Source organism: Kribbella sp. NPDC059898 (genome assembly GCF_042730855.1).
Classification (GTDB): domain Bacteria; phylum Actinomycetota; class Actinomycetes; order Propionibacteriales; family Kribbellaceae; genus Kribbella.
The window spans coordinates 220,878-243,142 of the sequence record NZ_JBHWKR010000012.1 but is presented as its reverse complement, the minus strand read 5'-3'; the positions used below and the strand labels follow the sequence as shown (position 1 = coordinate 243,142).

Annotated in this window: 21 protein-coding genes; 11 read left to right on the top strand and 10 right to left on the bottom strand. The window is 69.0% G+C overall.

The genetic code is table 11. The annotated features are described in order from the left end of the window. Positions 1-31: 31 nt before the first annotated feature. On the top strand, positions 32-943 hold the full coding sequence (locus ACFV9C_RS32350) for an SDR family oxidoreductase (protein ID WP_380199371.1): 912 nt from the start codon (positions 32-34) through the stop codon (positions 941-943). On the opposite strand, the gene ACFV9C_RS32345 is transcribed toward ACFV9C_RS32350, so the two are convergent. Together ACFV9C_RS32345 and ACFV9C_RS32340 are read right to left on the bottom strand one after the other, a co-directional pair. Further along, complete coding sequence (locus ACFV9C_RS32345) at positions 940-1,932, bottom strand: Gfo/Idh/MocA family protein (RefSeq protein WP_380199369.1); 993 nt, start codon at positions 1,930-1,932, stop codon at positions 940-942. The genes ACFV9C_RS32350 and ACFV9C_RS32345 overlap by 4 nt on opposite strands. A gap of 3 nt (positions 1,933-1,935) precedes the next feature. After that, complete coding sequence (locus ACFV9C_RS32340) at positions 1,936-2,919, bottom strand: Gfo/Idh/MocA family protein (protein WP_380199367.1); 984 nt, start codon at positions 2,917-2,919, stop codon at positions 1,936-1,938. Between the two features lie 175 nt (positions 2,920-3,094). On the opposite strand from ACFV9C_RS32340, the gene ACFV9C_RS32335 reads away from it, so the two are divergent. The 3 genes from ACFV9C_RS32335 to ACFV9C_RS32325 are packed head-to-tail and all read left to right on the top strand — an operon-like array spanning position 3,095 to position 7,348. Next, on the top strand, positions 3,095-4,264 hold the full coding sequence (locus ACFV9C_RS32335) for an ROK family protein (protein WP_380199365.1): 1,170 nt from the start codon (positions 3,095-3,097) through the stop codon (positions 4,262-4,264). A gap of 58 nt (positions 4,265-4,322) precedes the next feature. Then, a complete protein-coding gene (locus ACFV9C_RS32330) occupies positions 4,323-5,906 on the top strand; it encodes a DUF4832 domain-containing protein (protein WP_380199363.1) in 1,584 nt (527 codons plus the stop codon). 8 nt (positions 5,907-5,914) lie between these two features. After that, a complete protein-coding gene (locus ACFV9C_RS32325; RefSeq protein WP_380199361.1) occupies positions 5,915-7,348 on the top strand; it encodes a DUF4832 domain-containing protein in 1,434 nt (477 codons plus the stop codon). On the opposite strand, the gene ACFV9C_RS32320 is transcribed toward ACFV9C_RS32325, so the two are convergent. From ACFV9C_RS32320 to ACFV9C_RS32310, 3 genes are read right to left on the bottom strand one after another with little or no spacing between them, the layout of a single operon-like run. Then, positions 7,338-12,119 carry an Ig-like domain repeat protein gene (locus tag ACFV9C_RS32320; protein ID WP_380199359.1) on the bottom strand — a complete coding sequence of 1,594 codons (4,782 nt, stop codon included), beginning with the start codon at positions 12,117-12,119 and terminating at the stop codon, positions 7,338-7,340. The two genes, ACFV9C_RS32325 and ACFV9C_RS32320, sit on opposite strands and share 11 nt — an antisense overlap. Before the next feature lie 40 nt (positions 12,120-12,159). Beyond that, positions 12,160-12,867, bottom strand: a complete 708-nt coding sequence (locus tag ACFV9C_RS32315) for a cobalt transporter (protein WP_380199357.1) — start codon at positions 12,865-12,867, stop codon at positions 12,160-12,162. After that, complete coding sequence (locus ACFV9C_RS32310; protein ID WP_380199355.1) at positions 12,864-13,520, bottom strand: hypothetical protein; 657 nt, start codon at positions 13,518-13,520, stop codon at positions 12,864-12,866. The genes ACFV9C_RS32315 and ACFV9C_RS32310 overlap by 4 nt, the downstream gene beginning before the upstream one ends. A gap of 236 nt (positions 13,521-13,756) precedes the next feature. On the opposite strand from ACFV9C_RS32310, the gene ACFV9C_RS32305 reads away from it, so the two are divergent. From ACFV9C_RS32305 to ACFV9C_RS32295, 3 genes are read left to right on the top strand one after another with little or no spacing between them, the layout of a single operon-like run. Beyond that, entirely contained in the window at positions 13,757-14,332 is a 576-nt protein-coding gene (locus ACFV9C_RS32305) for a hypothetical protein (protein ID WP_380199353.1), read from the top strand. Between the two features lies 1 nt (position 14,333). After that, positions 14,334-15,770, top strand: coding sequence for a dihydrolipoyl dehydrogenase family protein (locus ACFV9C_RS32300; RefSeq protein ID WP_380199351.1), 1,437 nt, complete (start codon positions 14,334-14,336; stop codon positions 15,768-15,770). Between the two features lie 26 nt (positions 15,771-15,796). Continuing rightward, positions 15,797-16,225 carry an organic hydroperoxide resistance protein gene (locus ACFV9C_RS32295; protein ID WP_380199349.1) on the top strand — a complete coding sequence of 143 codons (429 nt, stop codon included), beginning with the start codon at positions 15,797-15,799 and terminating at the stop codon, positions 16,223-16,225. A gap of 3 nt (positions 16,226-16,228) precedes the next feature. Here ACFV9C_RS32295 and ftsH read toward each other — a convergent pair whose 3' ends face one another. After that, positions 16,229-18,274: an ATP-dependent zinc metalloprotease FtsH gene (gene ftsH / locus ACFV9C_RS32290; protein WP_380199347.1), complete on the bottom strand. Its 2,046-nt coding sequence runs from the start codon at positions 18,272-18,274 to the stop codon at positions 16,229-16,231. A 48-nt stretch (positions 18,275-18,322) separates the two neighbouring features. Here ftsH and ACFV9C_RS32285 point away from each other — a divergent pair, with 48 nt between their 5' ends. Together ACFV9C_RS32285 and ACFV9C_RS32280 are read left to right on the top strand one after the other, a co-directional pair. After that, positions 18,323-18,595: a nucleoside hydrolase gene (locus ACFV9C_RS32285; protein WP_380199345.1), complete on the top strand. Its 273-nt coding sequence runs from the start codon at positions 18,323-18,325 to the stop codon at positions 18,593-18,595. A 186-nt stretch (positions 18,596-18,781) separates the two neighbouring features. After that, positions 18,782-19,312 carry an ATP-dependent Clp protease proteolytic subunit gene (locus ACFV9C_RS32280; protein WP_380199343.1) on the top strand — a complete coding sequence of 177 codons (531 nt, stop codon included), beginning with the start codon at positions 18,782-18,784 and terminating at the stop codon, positions 19,310-19,312. Here the strand turns inward: ACFV9C_RS32280 and ACFV9C_RS32275 are convergent. From ACFV9C_RS32275 to ACFV9C_RS32265, 3 genes are read right to left on the bottom strand one after another with little or no spacing between them, the layout of a single operon-like run. After that, positions 19,296-20,267 carry a zinc-binding alcohol dehydrogenase family protein gene (locus tag ACFV9C_RS32275; RefSeq protein WP_380199341.1) on the bottom strand — a complete coding sequence of 324 codons (972 nt, stop codon included), beginning with the start codon at positions 20,265-20,267 and terminating at the stop codon, positions 19,296-19,298. The two genes, ACFV9C_RS32280 and ACFV9C_RS32275, sit on opposite strands and share 17 nt — an antisense overlap. 9 nt (positions 20,268-20,276) lie before the next feature. Beyond that, positions 20,277-20,486: a hypothetical protein gene (locus tag ACFV9C_RS32270; RefSeq protein WP_380199339.1), complete on the bottom strand. Its 210-nt coding sequence runs from the start codon at positions 20,484-20,486 to the stop codon at positions 20,277-20,279. After that, the gene (locus tag ACFV9C_RS32265; RefSeq protein ID WP_380199337.1) at positions 20,483-20,776 is read right to left on the bottom strand and encodes a hypothetical protein; all 294 of its coding nucleotides are present in this window, start codon (positions 20,774-20,776) and stop codon (positions 20,483-20,485) included. Before ACFV9C_RS32265 ends, ACFV9C_RS32270 begins: the two co-directional genes overlap by 4 nt. Positions 20,777-20,783: 7 nt before the next feature. On the opposite strand from ACFV9C_RS32265, the gene ACFV9C_RS32260 reads away from it, so the two are divergent. Both ACFV9C_RS32260 and ACFV9C_RS32255 read left to right on the top strand, forming a co-directional pair. Beyond that, entirely contained in the window at positions 20,784-21,374 is a 591-nt protein-coding gene (locus tag ACFV9C_RS32260) for an IclR family transcriptional regulator C-terminal domain-containing protein (RefSeq protein WP_380199335.1), read from the top strand. A gap of 8 nt (positions 21,375-21,382) precedes the next feature. Next, complete coding sequence (locus ACFV9C_RS32255; RefSeq protein WP_380199333.1) at positions 21,383-21,805, top strand: VOC family protein; 423 nt, start codon at positions 21,383-21,385, stop codon at positions 21,803-21,805. On the opposite strand, the gene ACFV9C_RS32250 is transcribed toward ACFV9C_RS32255, so the two are convergent. After that, entirely contained in the window at positions 21,802-22,263 is a 462-nt protein-coding gene (locus ACFV9C_RS32250; protein WP_380199331.1) for a hypothetical protein, read from the bottom strand. The genes ACFV9C_RS32255 and ACFV9C_RS32250 overlap by 4 nt on opposite strands. Positions 22,264-22,265: the final 2 nt, after the last annotated feature.

Sequence of the window (22,265 nt, the reverse complement as noted above, 5' to 3'; positions counted from 1 at the left end):
AGTCAATGACATCACTTCCGGAAGGACAGTCATGCGCGTATTCATCACCGGAGCGTCCGGGCACGTCGGCTCGGCGCTGGTCCCGGAGCTCTTGCACAACGGTCACCAGGTGCTCGGCCTGGCCCGGTCGGACGAGTCGGCGAAACGGCTCACCGACTGGGGCGCCGAGGCGGTCCGCGGCGACCTGCACGACCTCGACCGGCTGCGGGCGGCGGCCGCAGCGGCCGACGGCGTCGTACACCTCGCGTTCCGGCACGACGCAATGGTCGTGGGCGACCTGGCCGGCGCGGCGGAGTCCGATCTCGCCGCCCTGCAGGCGATCGGGGACGCCCTGGCCGGCACCGACAAGCCGCTCGTCAGTACGTCGGGCACCGGCATGCTGGCGGGCAGCGTCCACGGCCGCACCGCGACCGAGGCGGACTACGACCCGAACGGCGGCTACCGCATCGACGCCGAGAACTTCGTCGTCGACCTGGCCGGCAAGGGCGTCCGTACGTCGGTCGTCCGGCTGCCGGCGATCACCCACAGCCGCCTCGACCTGCACGGGTTCGCCCCGTCGCTGATCTCGTTCGCCCGGCGCAACGGTTTCGCGGCGTACGTCGGCGACGGCACGAACCGGTGGCCGGCGGTCCACACGCTCGACGCGGCCCGCGCGTACCGGCTCGCGCTGGAGTCGGCGCCCGCGGGCAGCCGGCTGCACGCCGTACAGGACGAAGGCATCGAGTTCCGGACCATCGCGGAGGCCATCGGGCGCGGGCTCGACCTGCCCGCCCGTTCGGTCACGTCCGGCGAGGCGGCGCAGTACATCGGCTTCCTGAGCCAGTTCGCGGAGATGGACAACCCGACGTCGGCGGCCCGGACGAGTGAGCTGCTCAACTGGCAGCCCACCCACCCGGACCTGCTCGCCGACCTCGCGGAAGGCTTCTACTTCAAGGAGAACTAGCCCTTCAGGACCGGCGCGACGGTCTTCGACTTCGAGCCCTCGTACGCGGCCAGCAGGATGCCGAGGACGGCGATGCCTTCCTCCTCGGTGTGCAGCGGGCGCTGCTTGCCGGCGAGGGAGTCGGCGAAGTGGCCGATCTCGGCGACGAACGTGTCGACCGGCTCGAACTCGAACGTCTCGGTCTCGCCGGAGCGCAGGCGGTACGAGAGCGACGTACCGTCGCTGGTCAGTGAGCCCACCTCGCCGACCGCGGAGAACCGCTCGGTGGACTCGGCCGGCTGATAGGCCCAGCTGGTCACGAGCTGGCCGACGACTCCGTTGTCGAACCTGATCAGCACCTGCGCGGAGTCCTCGCCCTCCATGAACTTCAACCGGTGCGTGGAGAGCATGGCGGTCGCTTCGACCGGCATACCGCCGGCCAGGTGCAGCATCAGATAGGTGGGGTGGTACCCGGTGTCAATGAGCTCGCCACCGCCACTCGTCTTGCTGCTCGCCCGCCAGCCCATCGTGCTCGGGTCGAAGTCGTTGTAGAAACTGTCGGTCGTCCGTACCTCGTAGACGGTGCCGATCGTGCCGCCCTGCAACAACTCGCGCGCCTTCGCGACGGCCGGCATGAACAGCTGGTTGTGCGCGCACATCAGCGTCACACCGTGCTCGGTGACCGCCTTGCGGACATCAGCCGCCTCGTCGGCGGACAGGCACAGCGGCTTCTCGCAGAGGATGTGCTTGCCTGCATCGGCGGCCGCGACGATCGCGTCCCGGTGCAGGTGGTGCGGCAGGCAGATGTCGACCGCGTCCAGCTCCTCGTTGGCGAGCATCTCCTTGTAGTCGGTGTACGCCGCGGCGCCCAACTCCTCGCCACGCTTCTTCGCGGTCTCTTCCACCGCATCGGCCACCGCGACCACACCGATCTTGTCGGAGTGTGCTCGATACCCCTTGATATGCGCCGAGGCGATCCCACCCGCGCCGATCAACCCAACCTTGATCATCTGCTACTCCTTGTAGGAAATCACTTGGTTGGACTCGGCCGCCGCGTTCGCAGCCACCACCAGACGAGTCAGCTCGACTGCACGCGCGATGTTGTCGTCCGCCCGGGTGCCGTTGGTGATGTGATCGACCCATTGCGCGAACGCGTCCGGCGCATGCTCGGGTACGTCGACCTGCTCGCCGTTCACCAGCAGCACGTTGCCGGCGTCGGTGTACGTCAGCGTCCCCTCGGTCCCGAACAGCTCGATCGTGAACGGGTTGTTGCTCGCGAACCCGGCCTCGATCACGCCGATCCGCTGATCGCCGTACCCGGCCACCACGACAGCGTTGTCCTCCAGCCCGCGCCCGGCGATCGAGCGGTACGTCGCACTCACCGTCTCGGGTTGCGCGCCGAGGAACAGCTGGGTCAGGTACACCGGGTGGCAGCCGAGGTCGGTGAGCGCGCCGCCGATCGCGGCCTTCGGCTCGAAGAACCGCTGCGGCAGCCAGCCCTCCTTGCCGTCGCGGCCGATCGCGCCGTCGTGCGACAGGCGGACCCGGCCGTACGTCAGCGTGCCGAGCGTGCCCTTGTCGAGTACTTCGCGGATCGCCGTCGTGTAGCCGTGGTACAGCCTGGGCAGTGAGACGACCAGCTTCACGCCGGCGGCGTCGGTGGCGGCGACGATCTCCTCGGCCTCGGCGACCGTCGGCGCCAGGACCTTCTCGGTGAAGATGTGCTTGCCGGCCTGGGCCGCCCGCACCATCACGTCGCGGTGTACGTCGGTCGGCGTCGTGATCACCACGCCGTCGAGATCGTCGCGCGCCAGCAGCGCGTCCAGGTCGTCGACGTACTCGGCACCGAACCGCTCGGCGCCTTCGCGGCCACGGTCGGCGTCGTCGTCCCAGACGGCCACCAGGTCCGTCCCGGGATGCGCCTGGGCCTGTCTCGAGTAGTCGCCGGCATGCACGTGCCAGAAGCTGAGCGTCGCGATCTTCAGTGGATTGGACACGCTGGTCCTCCTCAGTGGAAACCTGCGGAAACGTTTCTGATCGACCGTCGGCAGATCACGGTACAACGTTGTCAGGAGTCCGCAACAGGGTTCTTCCGGGGGCGTTCACACGCTGAGACCCGCGCGCAGTCCGGGTGCTTATAGTTATCCAGGAGACCAGGATTAGGAGTCGCGGATGAGCGAGGAGCCGGCCGGTGGGGATCTGTCCCGGTTGCGCCAACTGAACGCGACCGCCGTCCTGCGGGAGTTGCGCGGAAATCAGCCGCTGACGCTCACCGAACTGTCGAAACGCACAGGACTGTCGCGCGCTTCCACCGAGGATGTCGCGCGGGACCTGTTCGGGCGCGGGTGGCTGGCCGAGGTGGCGCCTGCTGCCGGCACGGTTGGCCGGCCGGCGCGGCGGTACCGCTTCAACTCCGGCGCCGGGCGTTTGCTCGGGGTCGACGTGGGCGGGCACAAGGTCCTCGCGCTGGTGACTGACCTCGACGGGGAGGTGCTCCAGCAGGCGCGGGTCGAGGTTCCCGCAGATGCGGGGCGTCGGGAACGGCTCGCCGCGGTCGACGCCTGCATCACCAAGGCGCTCGACGGGACGACGCAGATCTGGGCGACCGGGGTTGCGACCACCGGGCTCGTGGACGGGACCGGGAAGGTGATGCTGTCGGACTCGTTGCCGGAGTGGAGTGGGGTCGATCTGGCGGCGCACGTACGGCGGCTGGTGCCGGGGGCGGTGCGGGTGGAGAACGACTGCAAGCTCGCGGCGCTGGCGGAGACGTGGCGTGGGGTGGCGCGGTATGCGAAGGACGTCGTGTTCCTGCTCGCCGGGCTGCGCACCGGGGCCGGGCTGATCATCGACGGGAAGCTCCACCGCGGGTTCGCCAACTGGTCCGGCGAGATCGGCGCCCTCCCCGCCGCCGGCTGGCAGCAAGCCCCACAGCATCTCCACACCTGGCTCGAGAACAACCCACCAACCACCCAACGCCCCGCAGAGGCGGGCGCGGGTGGGGTGGGTGGGGGGTTGGTTGATGGGTTTGAGCGGGTGTTCGGGGCTGCTCGGGCGGGTGACGGGGCCGCTCGGGGGGCGGTGGAGCGGTATGTGCAGGATCTGGCGGTCGGGGCGTCCGCGTTGGTGTTGACGCTGGATCCGCAGTTGGTGGTGATCGGGGGTGGGTTCTCCCGGTCGGCGGACGTGATGGTGGAGCCGTTGCGGCGGGAGTTGGAGCGGTGGTGTCTGCGGACGCCGGAGATCCGGGTGTCGGCGTTCGCGGACGAAGGGGTGGCGCTGGGGGCGGTCCGGCTGGCGCTGGACGAGGTGGAGGCGGCCATCACCGACGGGCTCAGACCTTGACATAATTTCCCTGGACTCCATGATTATCCTATCGCCACGCCCAGCGAGAGGAAGCATCATGATGCGTCCGTTCCGCCTGTCCACCACCCTCGCCACCCTCGGCGCGCTGCTCGCCGCCGTCGTCACGACCCCGGCACACGCCACCATCAGCGGCGCCGGCGCGACCAACACCGCCACCACGGTCACCTACCACTTCACCTACACCGGCACCCCGCAGTACCTCCGGACGTACGTCGACACCGACCGGAACCCGTCCACCGGTTACGCGCAGGCAGGGATCGGCGCCGGTGATGCCGACCTGGTGTTCCAGGGGGAGGCTCCGCTCGACACGTCCGCGAAGTACACGCAGACCTACACGTCCGCCGGCGGCGTCACCTACACCCCGTCGACCGACAACTTCGCGAACCCCGAGCGCGGGCTCTACCACCACACCGGCGACTGCGACAAAGCCGACTTCTCCCAGGCCACCCTGGAGAGCTACCGCACCGCCCAAGGCATCTCGCTGGTGATGTGCGTCTTCTACCTCGCGGACTACAAGAACGGCCCGATCGCCCAGTCCGCCCTCGACCACCTGCGACAACAGATCGACACCGTCCGCGCAGCCGGCCTGAAGATAGTGCTCCGGTTCGCCTACACCACGTCGACCACCGGTGACGACACCACCAAGGACCGCGTCCTCCAGCACCTCGACCAACTCGCGCCGTACCTGACCGCCGGTCAGGACGTCATCGCCGTCGTCCAAGCAGGCCTCATCGGCGCCTGGGGCGAGTGGTACTACACGCAGAACTTCGGCAACGCCGGCACGATCTCCAGCACCGACTGGGCGAACCGCAAGGCCGTCACCGACAAGCTCCTCAGTGTCGTCCCGAGCAACCGGATGATTCAGCTCCGTACGCCGAAGTTCAAGCGCACCATGTACTCAACCACCGCCGTCCAGCCGTCCGACGCCTACAACGGCTCGGCGCTGTCCCGGATCGGTCATCACAACGACTGCTTCCTCGCCAGCCCCGACGACTTCGGCACGTACGAGAACACCTCCGTCGAGTACCCGTACCTGCAGGCCGACACGACGTACGTCGCCATGGGCGGCGAGACCTGCGGCACCAACCCGCCGCGGTCGCAATGCCCGACCGCGACCACCGAGCTCGCGCAGTTCCACTGGTCGTTCCTCAACACCGACTACGAGCCGAACGTCCTCAGCTCCTGGAACACCGGCGGCTGTCTCGCCGGCATCACCAAGAACCTCGGCTACCGCTTCCGCCTCGAGTCCGGCACCTACCCCGCCACCGCGACGAGAGGCGGCAGCCTGCCGATCTCGTTCACGGTCCACAACGACGGCTACGCGACGCCGTTCAACCCCCGCAACCTCGAGCTGGTACTGCGGAACACGTCCACCGGCAGCACCTACAAGCTCCCGCTCACCGCGGACCCACGCCGCTGGACCGCCGGTACGTCGACCACCGTCGACCAGACCGTCACCGTTCCGGCCACCGTCCCGGCAGGTTCGTACGACCTGCTGCTCAACCTGCCGGACCCACTCCTGTCCACTCGCCCCGAGTACTCGATCCGCCTCGCGAACCAAGGCACCTGGGACGCGGCGACCGGGATGAACTCGCTCCTGCACACGCTCACTGTCAGCTAGGAGATCCGATGAGACGGCTCGTCACAGCCCTCGCAGCACTCAGCCTGCTGCTACCGGCTCAAACCGCACTCGCACACGACAACGGCACGACCCGCACCTACACCACGAGCGACGAGGTGATCGCCAACCAGGAGCGCGGCTTCTACCATCACGCCGAGACGCACTACTACGCCGACAACTCCGGCTACGTCCCGCTGGACGTCACCAAGCTGCGCACCTTCCGCACGCAGGAGCACATCACCCAGATCCTCCGGCTGTTCTACCTGGAGAAGTTCGCGAAGCAGGACGTGATCGACAAGCACTACCTCGACCTCATGCAGGCCGACTTCACTACAGCACGGGCCGCCGGCGTGAAGATGATCGTCCGGTTCGCGTACGCGCTGCCCGGTGCCGGCTGGCCGCCGCCCACGCCGTACGGCGACGCTCCGGTGTCCCGCGTCCTCCAACAGATCAAGCAGCTCACACCGATCCTGCGGGCGAACTCCGACATGATCGAGGTCGTCCAGTCCGGGTTCGTCGGGCTCTGGGGCGAGGGGTACTACACCGACTACTTCTCGAACCCGGCGGACCCGAGCCAGGTCTCGGACCAGAACTGGGCGGACCGGAAGGCCGTCGTCGACGCGCTGCTCCAGGCGCTGCCGAAGGACCGGATGGTGCAGGTGCGGACGCCGTACATGAAGCAGCGGATGTACGGCGTACCGACCGGGACCGCGGGTGGTCTCACCGCGGCGCAGGCGTACAACGGGTCCGCGGTCGCGCGGATCGGGCAGCACAACGACTGCTTCCTGGCGAGCGACGACGACTTCGGGACGTACCTGAGCGACCCGATCGAGCTGGACAAGCAGTTCGTTGCCCAGGACACCAATTACGTGCCGGAGGGCGGCGAGACCTGCGGCGTGGACGCGCCGCGGTCGGAGTGGCCGTCGGCGGCGGCCGAGATGGCGCGGCTGCACTTCTCGTTCCTGAACATCGAGTACCACCCGGACGTGCTGGCGAGCTGGGGCTCGAACCTCGAGATCGCGAAGCAGAAGCTCGGGTACCGGTTCGCGCTCACCCAGAGCACCGTGAGTCAGTCGCATGGCAATGTCCAGGTCAACCTGCAACTGCGGAACGACGGGTGGGCCGCGCCCTACAACCCGCGGCAGGTGCAGCTCGTGTTCCAGAACAGCAAGCACACGTTCAAGTACGACGTCACCGCCGATCCCCGCCGCTGGAGCCCCGGCGCGCCGATCTCCCTGAACTGGGCGGTGAAGGCTCCCCCGGTGCCAGGGACCTACAAGGTGTTGCTCAACGTGGCTGATCCGAAGCTTCAGGGACAGGGCCGGCTACCGGGTTCCAGCGAGACGTACAACGCGGTGTACGCCGTACGTTTCGCGAACAACGGAACCTGGCAGCCGGCCACTGGCTACAACGATCTACAGCAGACGGTGACTATCGGATAGGTGCCCAAGGCCCATAAGGATCGCCCGGGGCCTGGTTCCGGGTCCACCACTTGGCCTGGTAGCGCTTGTCCTTGTTGAGCACCACGTCGCCCTTCTCGAAGATCCTGGACGCGGTCCACAGCGTGGTCCCGTCCTCGGTCATCGCGAGCTCCTGCCAGGCGCCGTACGGATCGCCCGGCGTCTGGCGGACGCTCGCCCAGGGAGCCAGGTACGGCTTGCCCTGGTACGAGACCTTGTCGCCGGCCTTGTACAACGTCTTCGCGTTCCAGGCCGGCGGCAGGTTGACACTCACGCTCACAGAGCCCTGCGCAGCCTCGAACGTGTCGCTGCCCGAGTACGACGCCGTCAGCGCGTGCACGCCCGCGGCCAGCCCGACCGGAAGCGTGAACGTCGCCTTGCCCGCGGTCACCGGTGCGGTCCCGCGCACCTTCGAGCCCTCGAGCAATGAGACCGTCCCGTCCACCGGCAGGTTCCCGGCGGTGACGTTGACGGTCACCTTGGCCGCCGTACCCCACGGCACCGACACGGCCGGAGCCGTCACCGTCGGCTGGCCCTTGCGGGTCCGGAACACGGCCGGCTGCGCGACCGCCGTACCGTCGTCCGCACTGCGAGCTGTGACGATCCAGCCGTACGACGTCGCCGGGTTCAGCCCGGTCCACGTCGCGGTCGCCGTACCGTTGGCGGACACCGTGTCGGTGCCGACCACGCCGTTCGGGACGTACGCGGCCAGCGAGTCGGTGCTGAACGACGTCTTCCGCGTGGTCAGGTCGACCGGCAGCGTGAGGTTGTCCTCGGCACCGTTGTAGCGCGGCTTCGTCTGGCTGCCGTCCTGGCGGATGTCGTACTCGGTCGCCCCGAAGTTGTTCAGGAACGGCGAGTACGTGTCGATGTGCATCTCGGCCCGCTTCACGTCGAACTGCAGCAGCCGCAGGAAGCTCGCCCCGAACTGCAGGCGGTCCGTCGCCTTGTGGTCCGGCGTACCGTCACCGTTGACGTCGATGTTGCCCGAGGCATCGACCAGCGACGGCCACAGGTCACCCGCGGGCACCGTGTAGAACTGGTAGTCCGCGAGCAGCTCGACGACATCGTGCGCGACCGTGACGCCGATCTTCGACTTCAGGTTGGTGCCGACGCCGTGCTCGTGACCGGCCAGCACCAGGAACACGTTCGGGTTCGCCTCGACGACCTGCTTGTACAGCGGCGAACCGTCCGGCGACGAGAACGCCGCGCCACGGCCGTCCGGGTTCGTCGACGGACGCAGGTAGTCGTGGGACAGCAGGATCCCGTTGCGGTCCTTGTACCGCTTGAAGATCGAGTCGGCCCAGTTGGCCTCCTGCGGCGTCACGCCGTACGACAGACCGACCGCGACGAAGTCCAGCCCACCGGCCGAGAACAGCACGTAGTTGTTCTGGTTGTCCTTGCCTGGGGTGATCGACCCGTCGGCGTTCACCTTCTCGTCCCAGGCGTGGTACTCCGCACCGGCCGGCCAGCCCTTCGCGACCTCCTGGTACCGCTCCGCGCTGAATGTCTTGCTGAACCGCGACGCCGGACCGGTCTCGACGCCGAGCTGGTTGTCGTGGTTACCGGCGATGACCTGGTTGACGACACCCTTCTTGTCCAGGATCTCCTGGTACGACGACGCGAGCGCGAGCTCCTTCTCGACCTCCTCGTTCAGCCCGGGCCGCTGCAGCGAGCCGTCCGGGTTCTTCGCCAGCGGGTCGTAGTAGTCGTTCTCGATGATGTCGCCGGTGTGCGCGGCGTACTGGATCTTGCGGCCCGCACTGTTGTCGGCGATCCACTGCACCTCGTTGCTGTACGCCGCCGCCCAGATCGCCTGCTCCTCGGCCGTCATCACGTCCGACGGCTCCTTGACGCCGTCCCAGTCGTCGTACGTCCCGCCCGCGGCACCCTCGGTCAGGTACTGCGTGTCGGTGAAGTGCGCGATCGAGAAGTCGTACGACGCCGGATCCTCGAAGTGATCCTTGTCCTCCTGCGCCGAGGCGTCACGCGGCGACAGATCATCCGCGAACGGATCCTCCCCCGTCACCAGCACATGCACCACCCCACCATCCACAAACCGCGCCTCAACACCCGCGGTGAGCACCGTGCCCTGCCCAGCCACCCCACGCCCACTGGTCAAGACGACCCACTGCTTTGCACCAGAGTCCCAGGCCCTCAGAGCGACAACCCTCTTCGGATCAATCGTCCCCTCCCACCGCAACGTGCTCCCCGCCGCCGCCTTCAAGTCGTACCGCTGGAACACCACATCCCGACTGGACGCGGTATCAACAGTCCTCCCGTCCAACGGCTTGAGCGAGTTGACGTCGACGTTCTTGTCGTGTGCTACGTCGAGCGAATCCGGTACCTCAGCAGCCTCGCCCTGATAGCCCTGGACCGGAGTAACAACGTCGGCCTTCGTGAAGGTGGCGGTCAGGGGGACGCCGTTCTCGCCGGGGATCTTGGCGGACAGCTTCGCCGTCTGGTCGTTCACGCCGGTGACCGCGGCGCCCAGATCGGACGGTACGTCGGGGATGCTCGCGCTGGTGAAGTGGATCTCGCGGACGGCCGTGTTGCCGAGGGTGTCCGTGACCGTGACCGCGATCGTGTGCGCACCGGCCGGCAGCCCGTGCCCGATCTGGTCGCCCTGTTTGACCGGCTTGCCGTCGATCGTGATCGTCGGCGTACCGGCGAGACCGTTGGCGTCGTCGACGTTCACCATCAGCGCGACCGTGGAAGTGATCCGCTGTCCCGCGGCCGGGACGCTGTTCGTCACCGTCGGCGCCGAGTTGTCGACCGTGAAGTGCCGGGTCGCGGTCTTGTCCGCCACGACCGCCTCGATCGAATGCGCGCCGTCGGCGAGCGTGTTGGTGTCCACGTCCGCGCGCCGGCCGAGCGCCGCGAGCGACGACCCGTCCGTCGCGGTCACGTCGAACAGGATCGTCTTCCGCAGCTCCGCGTTGTGGCTCGACCCGCAGGAACCGTCGCCGAGGTAGACGGTCACCGGCGAGCCGGCCGGGTACGTCGCACTGCCGATCACCACGTTGCTCTCGGCAACTTCACGGGAGAGCAGCGTCGCCCTCGCGCCGTCCGGCGCGAGTTCGAAATCCCGGAGCGTGAAGTCGTCGTAGTTGTCGCAGCCGCCCGGCTTCGCACTGCCGTGGTCGGTGCCGGCCACGAACTCGATCACGTTGGTCCCCGGCACCAGCCACTCGTTCGGGAACGTGAGCTCGGCGGTCTCCTTCTCCCAGATCCCGAGGTCCAGCGGGATGCCGTTCACCAGCACCTTGTTGTCGTACCCGTTGTCCGAGCCGTTGCCGCCGACGTACATCCTGAGGTGCGCGTCGTTCCCGGCGCCGAGCGTGTCGATCGTCCGCGTGGTCGGCGCGTCCGCGATCGTGAAGTGGAACTCGGCCTCCTTGTTCGGCCCGCAGGTCCCGTCGCCGAGCGCGAGGATCGCGTCGTTCGTCGCCGCCTTGGTGGTCGTCGATCCGGTCGTGGTCAGCAGGTACGTCGTACCGCGCGTCACGGTTCCGGCCGCGCTCAACGTCGGCGTACTGATCTTGAAGTCGTCGTGGTTCGCGCAGGTGGCGCCGTTCAGCGTGCCGTTGTAGTCGCCGGTCTTCACCTGGACGACGTTGTCGCCGAGCTTGAGGTACCGCTGCGGCAGCTTCACGTTCGCGGTCTCGGCGCCGCTGACGCCGTAGTCGCCGCCGAGATCGACCCGGTGGCCGTTCACTAGCAGGTAGTTGTGGTACCGCGCCTCGGCCGAGTTGCCCGCCTCGACGGTGACGCCGAACGTCGCCGTACCGGCGGCCAGCGTCTCGTCGTTCCGCGCCGGGCTGCCGTCGATCGCGAGCGAGTCGACGCCGTGGTCGCTCCCCGACGGTATGGCGGCGATGACCGGCTGCTCGCCCTTGATCACGGTGCCGTCGGCCGGCGTGACCTTCGGGGCGCCGGCCGGCGCGTTGTTGACCTGGATCTTCGCGGTCGCGGAGGCACCGGAGGCGGTGGTCGCGACGATCGTGTGCTCGCCGTTGCCGAGCTTCGTGGTGTCCAGGTCCGTCCGGAGTCCCGCCGTACTGCCGGGCTCGCCGGTGACGATGAACGTCAGGTCCTGGGTCAGCAGGCGCTTCGAGCTGCCGCAGGTGCCGTCGCCGAAGCTGTAGCTGAAGTCGTTCTGCTCGCCGTCGACCGCAGTGCCGAGCAGGCTCAGGCCGAGGCTGCTGAGCGCGAAGTCGTCGTAGTTCGGGCAGCGGCCGCCCTCGCCGTACGGGAGGACCTCGTAGCCGACCGCGGCGGTGTTCGTGGTGTCGACCCAGGCCGCGCCCGCGTGCACGGTGACCGTGTTGGCGCCGGCGTGCAGCCACTCGCCCGGCAGGTCGAGCCGGCCGCTCTGACCGCCGGGGATGTCGGGGAAGAACACCTTCTCGGTACGGCCGTTGACGGTGAGGTAGTTGTGGTACCGGGCCTCGGTGCCGTTGCCGCCCATGTCGAACGCGAAGTGCGCCGTGCCGGCGGTCCTGTCCGCGTCGAGCTGCTGACCGTCGACCTTGAGAGCGACCACCGAGTCGTTCTCGGCCGACGGCTCGGCGGTGACGCTCTTCGTGCCTTCGAGGGTCTGGCCGTCGCGCACGTTCAGCGTCGGCGCGCCGGTCGACTCGGCGGCCGCGGCCGCTTCGGCGCCTGACGTGGTGGAGACGATCGCGGTACCGGAGCCCGCGATCAGCGCGGCGGCCAGGATCGCCGCCGCGGTTCTCAGTCGGTGCTTCATGCTGTGTTTCATGGCAGGGGAGACTCTCCTTCAATGGCGGTCAGAGGAGCTGTGCGACGGCGTACGCCGTCATCACGACGCCGGCCAGCGTGATGCCACCGGCGGCGAGCAGCGGCGCGACCCGGGTCGCGACGGACAACAGATGGTGCGAACGGCCGCCGCGCACCACGACGTTGCTCCCGGCAACAGCCAGCAGCCCGACGCCGAACAGTACGACGGCCATCCCGATCCCGAACGTGATCACCAGCAACAACGCGAACCCGGCCCGCCCGAGGAACAATCCCGCGACCAGCACCAGAAACGCCGACGGCGAAGGCGTCAACCCACCCGACACGCCCAACAGCACCAACCCCGGCCGCGAATGCCCGTGCCCATGACCGTGCCCATGACCGCGATGACGCCGATGCCGTCTGACCAACAAGATGCCAGTAGCAACAACCAGCAACCCGCCGATCAGTTGGAGGAAACCGGTGAGCTGCTCCATTCGTACGACATTCGACAGTGAAAGGAACGTCCACGCCACCGCTATCACAAGCACCGACAACGTATGCATGACGGCAACCGACCCACCCAGCCAGGCCGCGTCCCGCACCCGCCCCCGCTCCCCCACCAGGTAGGCCGCCGCCAAACTCTTCCCATGCCCAGGCATCACCGCATGCCCCGCCCCAGCCACGAACGCCAGCAGAAAAGCAACCGGTGCGATCCCCTCCGAATGCAGGAAACCTTCGAGCTGATCTGCATAGCTCATGCGGCTCGCCGCCTCGTGCGTCGTATGCCGACGACGCCCGCAGTTGCCAGGAGCGCCACGCCCACGGCCGCGCCTCCGACCGAGGCCAGTTGGGTCGCCGCGCTGCGGCCGAGGTGTTGTTCGGCGCCAAGCGTCCACTCGTGCCGCTCGGAGCCCTCGCCGTACACAGCCCGAGCGCCGTTCGGTCCGGTCGCCAGCGTCTTGTACGCCGGGTTCAAATCAGTCAGCGTCTTCACGGTCACGTCGACCGGGCCGACCGCTTCCGGGCACGTGTAGTCGATGGATACACCAGCCTTCGCCAGGTCAGCCACGGGCCGAAGCACACCCGGGCAGTCCTTCCCGCGACTCGCGACGGTGATCTGCCGCAGCAGGTACTCACCGAGCTTCGGCGACGGCGCGATCGCCGTACTGTCGGACGGCTGGTAGATCACCGCGCCGTCCAGCATCACCCGATCCTGTGGCAGCGCGCCGAGCGCGACGCCAAGCAGCGTCAGGTCGTCCAGCCCACCGACCTTCCACCGCACCTGGACGACGGAACCGTCGGCGCCGATCGCCACCGTCTGCGGATCGCCGAACGGATGCGCCGCCGCCGGCATCACCCCGGCCGGCGACAGCAACCCCACCACCGACAGGACCAGCCAGAACCTGCGCAAGCGTCATCGCTCCGAGTACTCGCGGTCCCCCAAGACACGCGCCACACGCAACCGCGCCGGACTCTGCCAACGCCCAGGCAACAAGCAGTCCTTCTCAGGTAGCTCTCAGGAAGCCGCCAGGTGAACGATTGACAAGCAGTAGATAGAACGATCGGTCTTGACAATGTCAGGCGCCGTACTGCAAGCTCAGTGGTGTACCGATCGTTCTATCTACTTTCAGTCGGGAGCAGGACCTGATGTCCACTTCATTCGAGACCGCCGGCCCGGCGGCCGTTGCCGCCGCAAGCACCAAGGCGTTGCGGACCCTCTACTTCACCCGGTTCGGGTTCGCCGTCGTGTGGGCGGTGCTGACGATGGCGATCGCCAAGACCATCAACCCGGCGGCCGGCGTACTGCTGGTGATCTACCCGCTGTTCGACGTCGCCGCGGCCGTCGTCGACTTCCGTACGTCGGGCAGCACCCGGCAGAAGTCGCCGCTCTACGTCAACATGGCCCTGAGTCTGCTCGCCGCCGTCGGGCTGGCGATCGCGGCCGCCTCCGGGATCCCCGCCGTACTGCGGGTCTGGGGCGCGTGGGCGATCACCGCGGGCATCGTCCAGCTGGTCCTCGCGATCCAGCGGTACCGGCTCGGTGGGCAGTGGCCGATGATCCTCAGCGGCGGCATCTCGGTGCTGGCCGGCGGCAGCTTCGTGCTGATGGCGGGCAAACCGGACCCGTCGCTCGGCACCGTGGCCGGGTACGCGATCCTCGGCGGCGTCTTCTTCCTGGTCTCCGCGATCCGCCTGCACCGCCTTGTCGGGAAGGCGAACTGACATGCCTCTCGACGTCGACGTCATTGTCATCGGCGCCGGACCCGTCGGCGAGAACGTCGCCGACCGGGTGGTGCAGGGCGGCCTGACGGCGGTGATCGTGGAGCGCGAACTCGTCGGCGGCGAATGCTCGTACTGGGCCTGCATGCCGACCAAGGCTCTGCTCCGCGACGCCGCCGCGCTCTGCGCCGCCCGCGCGCTGCCGGCCGCCGGCCAGGCTGTGACCGGCGCCCTCGACCCAGCCGCGGTCCTGGCCCGGCGCGACAGGTTCACCTCCAACTGGAACGACTCCGGCCAGGTCGACTGGCTCACCCAGGCCGGGATCACGCTGCTCCGCGGGCACGGCCGTATCACCGGCACCCGTACCGTCACCGTCACGCACGCCGACGGTACGTCGACAGCCGTGCAGGCGCGGCACGCCGTGGTGATCTCCACCGGCAGCAGCGCGTACCTCCCGCCCATCGAAGGACTGGCGGACGTGGCGCCGTGGACGAGCCGCGAAGCCGCTGCCGTCCGGACCATCCCGAAGCGGTTGGTAGTCATCGGCGGCGGGGTGGTCGGATCCGAGATGGCCACGGCGTTCAGCGCCCTCGGCTCGCAGGTGACGCTCGTCTCCCAGACCCGGCTGCTGCCCAGCGTGGAGCCCTTCGCCGGCGAGTACGTCGCCGATGGTCTCCGTACGGCGGGAGTGTCGCTGCACCTTGACGTCGATGCCACCGACGTACGGCGGGACGACGCCGGCGTGGTGCACCTGACCCTCTCCAACGGGCAGACCGTCGACGCCGACGAGGTCCTGGTCGCCACCGGCCGGACGCCGAACACCAAGGACATCGGTCTGGACCACGTCGGCCTCGCACCTGGAAGCTGGCTGCAGGTCGACGATGCGCTCGGTGTTCTCGACGACGCCGGAAGTCCAGTCGGTGACGGTTGGCTGTACGCCGCGGGCGACGTGAACAAGCGAGCGATGCTGACGCATCACGGCAAGTACCAGGCTCGCGCGCTGGGCGACGCGATCGCTGCGCGCGCCCGTGGCGAGAAGGCCGATCTGAGTCCGTGGGGACGCCATGCGGCCACCGCCGACGAGCGCGCCGTCACTCAGGTGATCTTCACCGACCCCGAGGTCGCAGCCGTCGGTCTGTCCGCCGAAGCCGCGGCGAAGGCGGGGCTGAAGGTCCGCGTCGTCGACTACGACCTGGGCGCCGTCTCGGGTGCCGCGCTGCATGCCGACGACTACCGCGGGCAGGCGCGGATGGTTGTCGACGAGAACCGCAATGTGCTGCTCGGCTTCACCGCCGTCGGACCTGACGTGGCCGAACTGCTGCACGCGGCAACGGTCGCGATCGCCGGGGAGGTCCCGCTGGACCGCCTCTGGCACGCCGTCCCTGCCTACCCGACCATCAGCGAGATCTGGCTCCGCCTCCTCGAGACCGACGGCCGGTAACCCAACCAGAGAAAGAGAGCACGACTATGTCCGACTCCATCTACACCGCCATCGCCACCTCCACCGGGGACGGCCGCGCGGGAGGCCGGGCCGTCAGCAGTGACGGCCTGATCGACGTCAAGCTCGCCGTCCCGCCGGAGATGGGTGGACCCGGCGGCGCCACCAACCCCGAGCAGCTGTTCGCCGCCGGGTGGGCGAGCTGCTTCCACTCGGCGTTGAAGGCCGTGGCGGCAGCGCAGAAGGTCACCGTCACCGATTCGGCCGTCGTCGCCGAGGTCAGCGTGCTTCCCACTGAACAGGGCGGCTACAGCCTCGCCGCCGCCCTGCACGTGGAGGTTGCGGGCATCGACCAGGCAACAGCCGACGGGCTCGTCGCGGCCGCGCATGCGGTCTGCCCGTACTCCAACGCAACGCGCGGCAACATCCCCGTCACCATCGACGCCACCGTCGCCTGATCCCTAGGCGTCGTCCCGCTGGGCGGTCTGGGCTGCCACTTGGGGCAGCTCGGGCCGGGTGGGGCGTGGGATGCCGGCCGCGGCGTACGCATCGGCCTCGTCGAGGGTCTCGTGTTCGAGGAGCTCGGCCGCGATCGAGTCCAGCTTCGGGCGGTGCTCGCGGAGGAGCCGGCGGGCGTCGGCGTAGCACTGGTCGATCAGTCGCCGTACCTCGGCGTCCACCGTGTTCAGCAGCTCGTCCGACACACCGGCCATCCGGGCGTCGCCCTCCGCGGGCAGGACCGACACCGGGCCGATCGCCTCGGACATGCCCCAGCGGCCCACCATCGAACGCGCGATCCGGGTCGCCGTCTCGAGATCGCTCTCCGCGCCGGTGGTGACCACGCCGAGCACCTCCTGCTCGGCCGCCATCCCGCCGAGCGCGCCGATGATCCGGCCGCGCAGGTACTCCACGTCGTACCCGTACCGGTCCGTCTCCGGCGTCGACAGGGTCACGCCGAGCGCCCGCCCGCGCGGGATGATCGACACCTTCCGCACCGGGTCCGCGCCCTTCTGGATCATCCCGAGCAGCGCGTGCCCGCCTTCGTGGTACGCCGTCCGCCGGCGCTCGTCCTCCGGCATCACGACGTTCCGCGCCGTACCGAGCTGGATCTTCTCCAAGGCGTCCGTCAGGTCCCGCATGGTGATCTGCGACTCGCCCTGGCGGGCCGCCGCGAGCGCCGCCTCGTTCAGCAGGTTCGCCAGGTCCGCGCCGGTCATGCCGGGGGTCGACCGTGACAGCGCGGTCAGGTCCGCGTCCGGCGCGAGCGGCTTGCCGCGCGCGTGCACCTTGAGGATCGCCTCGCGCCCAGGCTGGTCCGGCGCGTGCACGGTGATCGTCCGGTCGAACCGCCCCGGCCGGAGCAGCGCCGGATCGAGTACGTCGGCCCGGTTCGTCGCGGCCAGCACCACGACCCCCTCGGTGCCGGAGAAGCCGTCCATCTCGGTGAGGATCTGGTTCAGCGTCTGCTCGCCCTCGTCGTGCCCGCCGACCGAACGCGCACCGCCCCGGGCCCGGCCGATGGTGTCGATCTCGTCGATGAAGATGATCGCCGGCGCCACCTTCCGCGCCTCGCCGAACAGCTCCCGCACCCGGCTCGCGCCGACCCCCACGATCATCTCGATGAACTCCGAGGCGCTCGCGGAGAAGAACGGCACGCCGGCCTCACCCGCGGTCGCCCGCGCCAGCAGCGTCTTGCCGGTACCGGGCGCACCCGACAGCAGCACGCCCTTCGGCGCCCGCGCGCCGAGCCGCCGGTACTTGCCGGGATCCTTCAGATAGTCGACGACCTCCTCGATCTCGGCCTCGACCTCGTCGATCCCCGCGACGTCCGCGAACGTCACCCGCACCGTGCTCGGGTCGACCGGCTTCTTCTGCTGCCCGCCACCGCCGAGCAGCCCGCCCAGACCACCACCGGCCCGGCTCCGCCGGAACAGCCAGAAGTAGAACGCCGCGATCAGGATGAACGGGCCGAGCGAGATCAGCAGGTTCCACAGCACCCCGCGCTGCGCGACCACCGGCGTCGCCCGAACCGTGGCGCCGCCCTTCTGCAGTTCGCCGTACAGGTTGTCGTTCGCGAACGTCGGCCGCTCGGTGGTGAACTTCGTGTACGTCGACCCGCTCTTGCCCGGCACCTCCGCCGCCTGCTTCAGCCGCCCCTGGATCGTGTCGCCCTGGGCGAAGACCTCCGCGACGTTCTGCTTCTGCACCTGTGCGGCGAAGTCGGTGTAGGCGATCGTCTGCTCGCCGCCGGCCAGCTGGTCCTGCATCGTCGTGAGCAGGAACAGGACGAGATAGCCGCCGATGATCCACGCGGCCCACTTCCACCAGCGCGGCCGGCGCGGCTTGTCGTCGTCCCCGTGCCCGGCCGGCAGCCCCTCGGTCCGCCACGGCTTGTGCGGCGCCCGCGACGACCTGTCGTCCTTCCGGTCACCGCTCCGATCGGCACTCTGGTCGGCCCCGTTCGGCTCCGAGGCCTGGTCCTTGGCCGGCGGTTCCTTCTCGCTCATGGTGCCCAACATAAGACCTTCGGCAACCTGTACACAGTAGGCTGACGCATGGTTACACCGCTGATCCTCACGTTCACCGGCGAGCCGTCGGTGCCGGAGTCGCCGTCGCCGGCGCAGGAGTTGCTCGTCGACGTACTGCGGGAACCGGCGACGATCGTGGCGACCGGGGCGCTGACGAACTTCGCGTGGCTGCTCACGGAGGCGCCTGACGCGGCCGCGAACATCACGGAGATCGTGTGGATGGGCGGGTCGACGGACCGCGGCAACCTCGACACCAATGCCTTCTGGGACAAACTTCTCACCGCGATCTCCGTCTGCTGACAGCGGAACACCCTTCTCCCCGAAGCTCCTCTCCCGCAGGCTGGAGCAGTCGAAGGAGAACACATGTACGTCGAGAAGCAGACTGCTACCTGGCCACCGCACGGACCCGAGGTGCCCGGACCATGGCCCAGGCAGCCTCCGAAGCCGGAGTCGCCGCAGCCGATACTTCCTGCTTGGTATGAGCCGGTGTCGGTGAACGTGGAGCGGGAGCTGGCCGATCGGTTGCTCGCGGAGCGGGTGATTCTGGTCGGTGGGCGGTTGGACGACGGGCTGGCGGAGCACGTTGCGGCGCAGCTGTTGCTGCTGGATGCCGGGGGCAACCAACCGGTGACCATCCACCTGTCGGCGACGGACTCCGAGCTGGATGCCGCGCTCTCGGTCGCCGCAGCGATCGACCTGATCGGCGCGCCCGTCCACGTCGTTGCCCGCGGCACCGTCCGTGGTCCCGCGGTCGCCGTACTCGCCGCCGCCGCGCGACGTCAGGCGCACAAGCACACGATGTTCGTACTCTCGGTCCCGCCGTTCACCGCCAACGGAACCGCCGACGAACTCGCCGCGCTCGCCGCCCAGCACGACCGCGAACTCACCCGCCTCCGCGACCTCGTCACCCAGGCCACCGGCCGCACCCCGGACGAGGTCGCCGAGGATCTCACCACCGGCCGAGTCCTCTCCGCCGAGGAGGCGCAGATCTACGGCCTGATCACTGACCTGCTGTAAATGTGAGCACCAGACGGCCGGAGGTCTTCCCGGCCGCCTGGCGCTCCCACGCCGACCCGACATTGGTGAGCGTGACGGTCTCGTGCGCGACTCTGATCGCACCCGCCGCCGCATGCTGGAGTACGGCGGTCAGCGCATAGTGCCGCTGCTCCGCCGTCAGCGCGTTGTTCGTGTACCCGAGCACACTCGCCGACTTGCTCCGCAGTACGGCCGACGAGAACACCGCCTCGTCCCCCGACGACCCGCCGAGGTTGACCAGCCGCCCGCCGTCCGCCAGTACCCGCGACGCAGCCGTCGCCGCGACGCCGAACACCGGATCGACCACCACGTCGTACGGCCCACCGAGCCGCGCCGTCAACTCGTCCACCTCGGGGCTCAAGGCAACCACCTCGTCCGCCCCGGCATCCACCGCCCGCTGTCGCGAAGCATCCGACCGTACGACGGCCACCACCCGCGCCGCCCCGAGCACCCGGGCCGCACCGATCGCCACCTGACCGACCGCACCGCCGCCTCCGAGCACCAGCACCCGCTCCCCCGCCCGCAGCCGCGCCCGCCACGTCAACGTCATCCACCCGGCCACCCCGGACAACCCGATCGCCGCCACCGCAGCGTCGTCCGCGCCCGGCTCGAGCACCACCAGGTCCCCATCCGGTACGGCGGCCCGCTCGGCGAGACTGCCGTCGCCCGGGGCCATCCCGGCTGACGTCGCGAAGAACACCCGCGTCCCGGGCGCGACCGTCGCGGACTCCTCCACCACACCGACGCCCTGCACACCGGGCACGTACGGCAGCGCCGGCGCCCCGAAGTACGACGTACCGGAAGCGCACAGCAGATCCAGCGGCACGATCGGCGCGGCCGTCACCCGCACGATCGACCGGCCCGCACCCGCGACCGGGTCGGGATGTTCCGCCTGCGTCGGCGGTTCACCGTGGGTGTGCAGGACTGCGGCTCGCACGCGGCCTCCTCAGGTGGCGATGTCCGGATAGGGTAACGAGTGGTGCTGTAGTGCGTGGCCGTAGGCCTTCTGGTATTCGAGTGGGCCGTGGTCACGTTCGAACATCGCGATGAAGAGCGTCAGCGTGAGGAACGGATGCGCGCCCAGCTCGAAGAGCGCCACGTGGTCGTGATCGCGGTCAACCGTGTAGAGGAACTTGTTCAGCAGGTACTTGCTCATGCCGGCACTCCGTTCGGGTACCAGGTGAAGCAGGCCTCCATGGTGTGGAACAGGTCCAGCGAGTCCACGTGATCCGCCTTCGCGCCGGCTCCGGCGACGCCCATCATCAGCATGAAGTCCATGAACCCGCGCGTCGCGTTGCCCGGCAGGTGCAGGCTCTCCAGCGTCACCTCGGTCCGTTGTTCCCGGCCGTGATGATCAGCTCCCCGTCCGCACACGGCAGCGGCTCGTACGGGAACAGGCTCCCCGCCCGGATCGCCGGTCAGGCTCATCAGCCCGAAGGTGCTCACGCTCGGGATGGCGTACGTCGGTTCGCTCGGCCTCTGGGACATCGCGCGACCGCATCTGGAGGCGCTCGTCGCCCGCACCGGCGAGTCGTCTTCGATGGCGCAGCTCGACGGGTCGGACATCGTCTACGTCGCCCGCGTGTCGGTGCCGAAGCTGATCGCGCTGCGGGTCGACATCGGCACCCGGTTCCCCGCCGTACAGACGTCGCAGGGGAAGGTGCTGCTGTCGGCGCTCTCTCCCGACGAGTTGGCGGACGTACTGGCGCAGCCGAGCCGGGCGGGGCTTCCGCCGTACATCGGGCGAAGTGGTGAGCAGCTGCGGGACGAGCTGACCGAGATCCGGGCGCGCGGCTGGGCGTTGGCGGACGAGGAACTCGCGCCGGGAGTTCGTTCGGTCGCTGCACCGGTCCGCGACGGGACCGGCACGGTCCGAGCCGCGATGAACGTGACCGTGCATGCGGCGGAGACGTCGGTCGACACGCTGCTGCAGGACCACCTGCCACGGCTGCTCCGCACGGCCGGAGACGTCAGCGCGGAGTGGGCGCTGTGGCAGTCGCGGCCACATGTGGAGATCGAGTTGCGGGACGAGACGACTGCTTGAATGGTGTGATGACTGATTCCATCCCCCGGTTCCATCTGGCGATGCCGGTCGACGATCTGGACGCGGCGCGGCGCTTCTACGGTGAGGTTCTCGGACTCGAGCAGGGCCGGAGTTCCGAGACCTGGATCGACTGGAACCTGCGCGGCCACCAGTTCGTCACGCACCTCGCACCCGAGCGCGCGCAGCGGATCCACAACCCGGTCGACGGGCACGACGTACCGGTGCCGCACTTCGGGCTGATCCTCGCGGTCGACGACTTCCAGGCGTTCGCGGAGCGGCTCAAGACCGCCGGCACCGAGTTCGTGATCGAGCCGTACGTCCGGTTCCAGGGGCAGGCCGGCGAGCAGTGGACGATGTTCTTCCTGGACCCGGCCGGGAACGCCCTGGAGTTCAAGGCGTTCGCGGACGACTCGCAGGTGTTCGCGACCTAGGGCGTGATCCAGCCCGTCAGGATCGTGATGCCCGAGCGCGTGCTGCAGACCAGCCGGTACGGGACGGTCGGCGGCGGGCCGAGGACGAAGAAGCCGAGCTCGTCGATGTCCGCGGTGACCAGCGTGCCGCCGTCGCCGCGGGCCGTGACCGAGCCATCCTCGGGTGGGTCGAGTTGCCCGAGAACGGCGTCCGGGGTGAGCTCCAGCTCCACTGTCCAGCCGTCCGACGCGAACGTCATCGACCGCAGTACCGCACTCTCGGAGCGGACCGCGAGCGCGGCCGGCGGATCCAGCGCCGAGTCGTAGGTGAGCGCCGCCAGTTCGGCGTCGATGGTCCGCCACGCGAACGCCGCCTCGCCCGCCTCGACGAACGCCGGCGGTACGTCGTCGGACGCGGCGAGCGCCGCACGCAGCGCCTCGATCAGTTTCTCGTCGTCGTTCCAGTCCGGGTCGATCACGA

Coding starts and splice junctions, on each gene's coding strand:
- ACFV9C_RS32270 (WP_380199339.1), bottom strand. CDS start 20,486: ATGAGCAAGTACCTGCTGAACAAGTTCCTCTACACGGTTGACCGCGAT.
- ACFV9C_RS32255 (WP_380199333.1), top strand. CDS start 21,383: ATGACTGATTCCATCCCCCGGTTCCATCTGGCGATGCCGGTCGACGAT.
- ACFV9C_RS32285 (WP_380199345.1), top strand. CDS start 18,323: ATGGTTACACCGCTGATCCTCACGTTCACCGGCGAGCCGTCGGTGCCG.
- ACFV9C_RS32330 (WP_380199363.1), top strand. CDS start 4,323: ATGATGCGTCCGTTCCGCCTGTCCACCACCCTCGCCACCCTCGGCGCG.
- ACFV9C_RS32325 (WP_380199361.1), top strand. CDS start 5,915: ATGAGACGGCTCGTCACAGCCCTCGCAGCACTCAGCCTGCTGCTACCG.
- ACFV9C_RS32305 (WP_380199353.1), top strand. CDS start 13,757: ATGTCCACTTCATTCGAGACCGCCGGCCCGGCGGCCGTTGCCGCCGCA.
- ACFV9C_RS32350 (WP_380199371.1), top strand. CDS start 32: ATGCGCGTATTCATCACCGGAGCGTCCGGGCACGTCGGCTCGGCGCTG.
- ACFV9C_RS32315 (WP_380199357.1), bottom strand. CDS start 12,867: ATGAGCTATGCAGATCAGCTCGAAGGTTTCCTGCATTCGGAGGGGATC.
- ACFV9C_RS32345 (WP_380199369.1), bottom strand. CDS start 1,932: ATGATCAAGGTTGGGTTGATCGGCGCGGGTGGGATCGCCTCGGCGCAT.
- ACFV9C_RS32320 (WP_380199359.1), bottom strand. CDS start 12,119: ATGAAGCACCGACTGAGAACCGCGGCGGCGATCCTGGCCGCCGCGCTG.
- ACFV9C_RS32260 (WP_380199335.1), top strand. CDS start 20,784: ATGGCGTACGTCGGTTCGCTCGGCCTCTGGGACATCGCGCGACCGCAT.
- ACFV9C_RS32295 (WP_380199349.1), top strand. CDS start 15,797: ATGTCCGACTCCATCTACACCGCCATCGCCACCTCCACCGGGGACGGC.
- ftsH (WP_380199347.1), bottom strand. CDS start 18,274: ATGAGCGAGAAGGAACCGCCGGCCAAGGACCAGGCCTCGGAGCCGAAC.
- ACFV9C_RS32335 (WP_380199365.1), top strand. CDS start 3,095: ATGAGCGAGGAGCCGGCCGGTGGGGATCTGTCCCGGTTGCGCCAACTG.
- ACFV9C_RS32300 (WP_380199351.1), top strand. CDS start 14,334: ATGCCTCTCGACGTCGACGTCATTGTCATCGGCGCCGGACCCGTCGGC.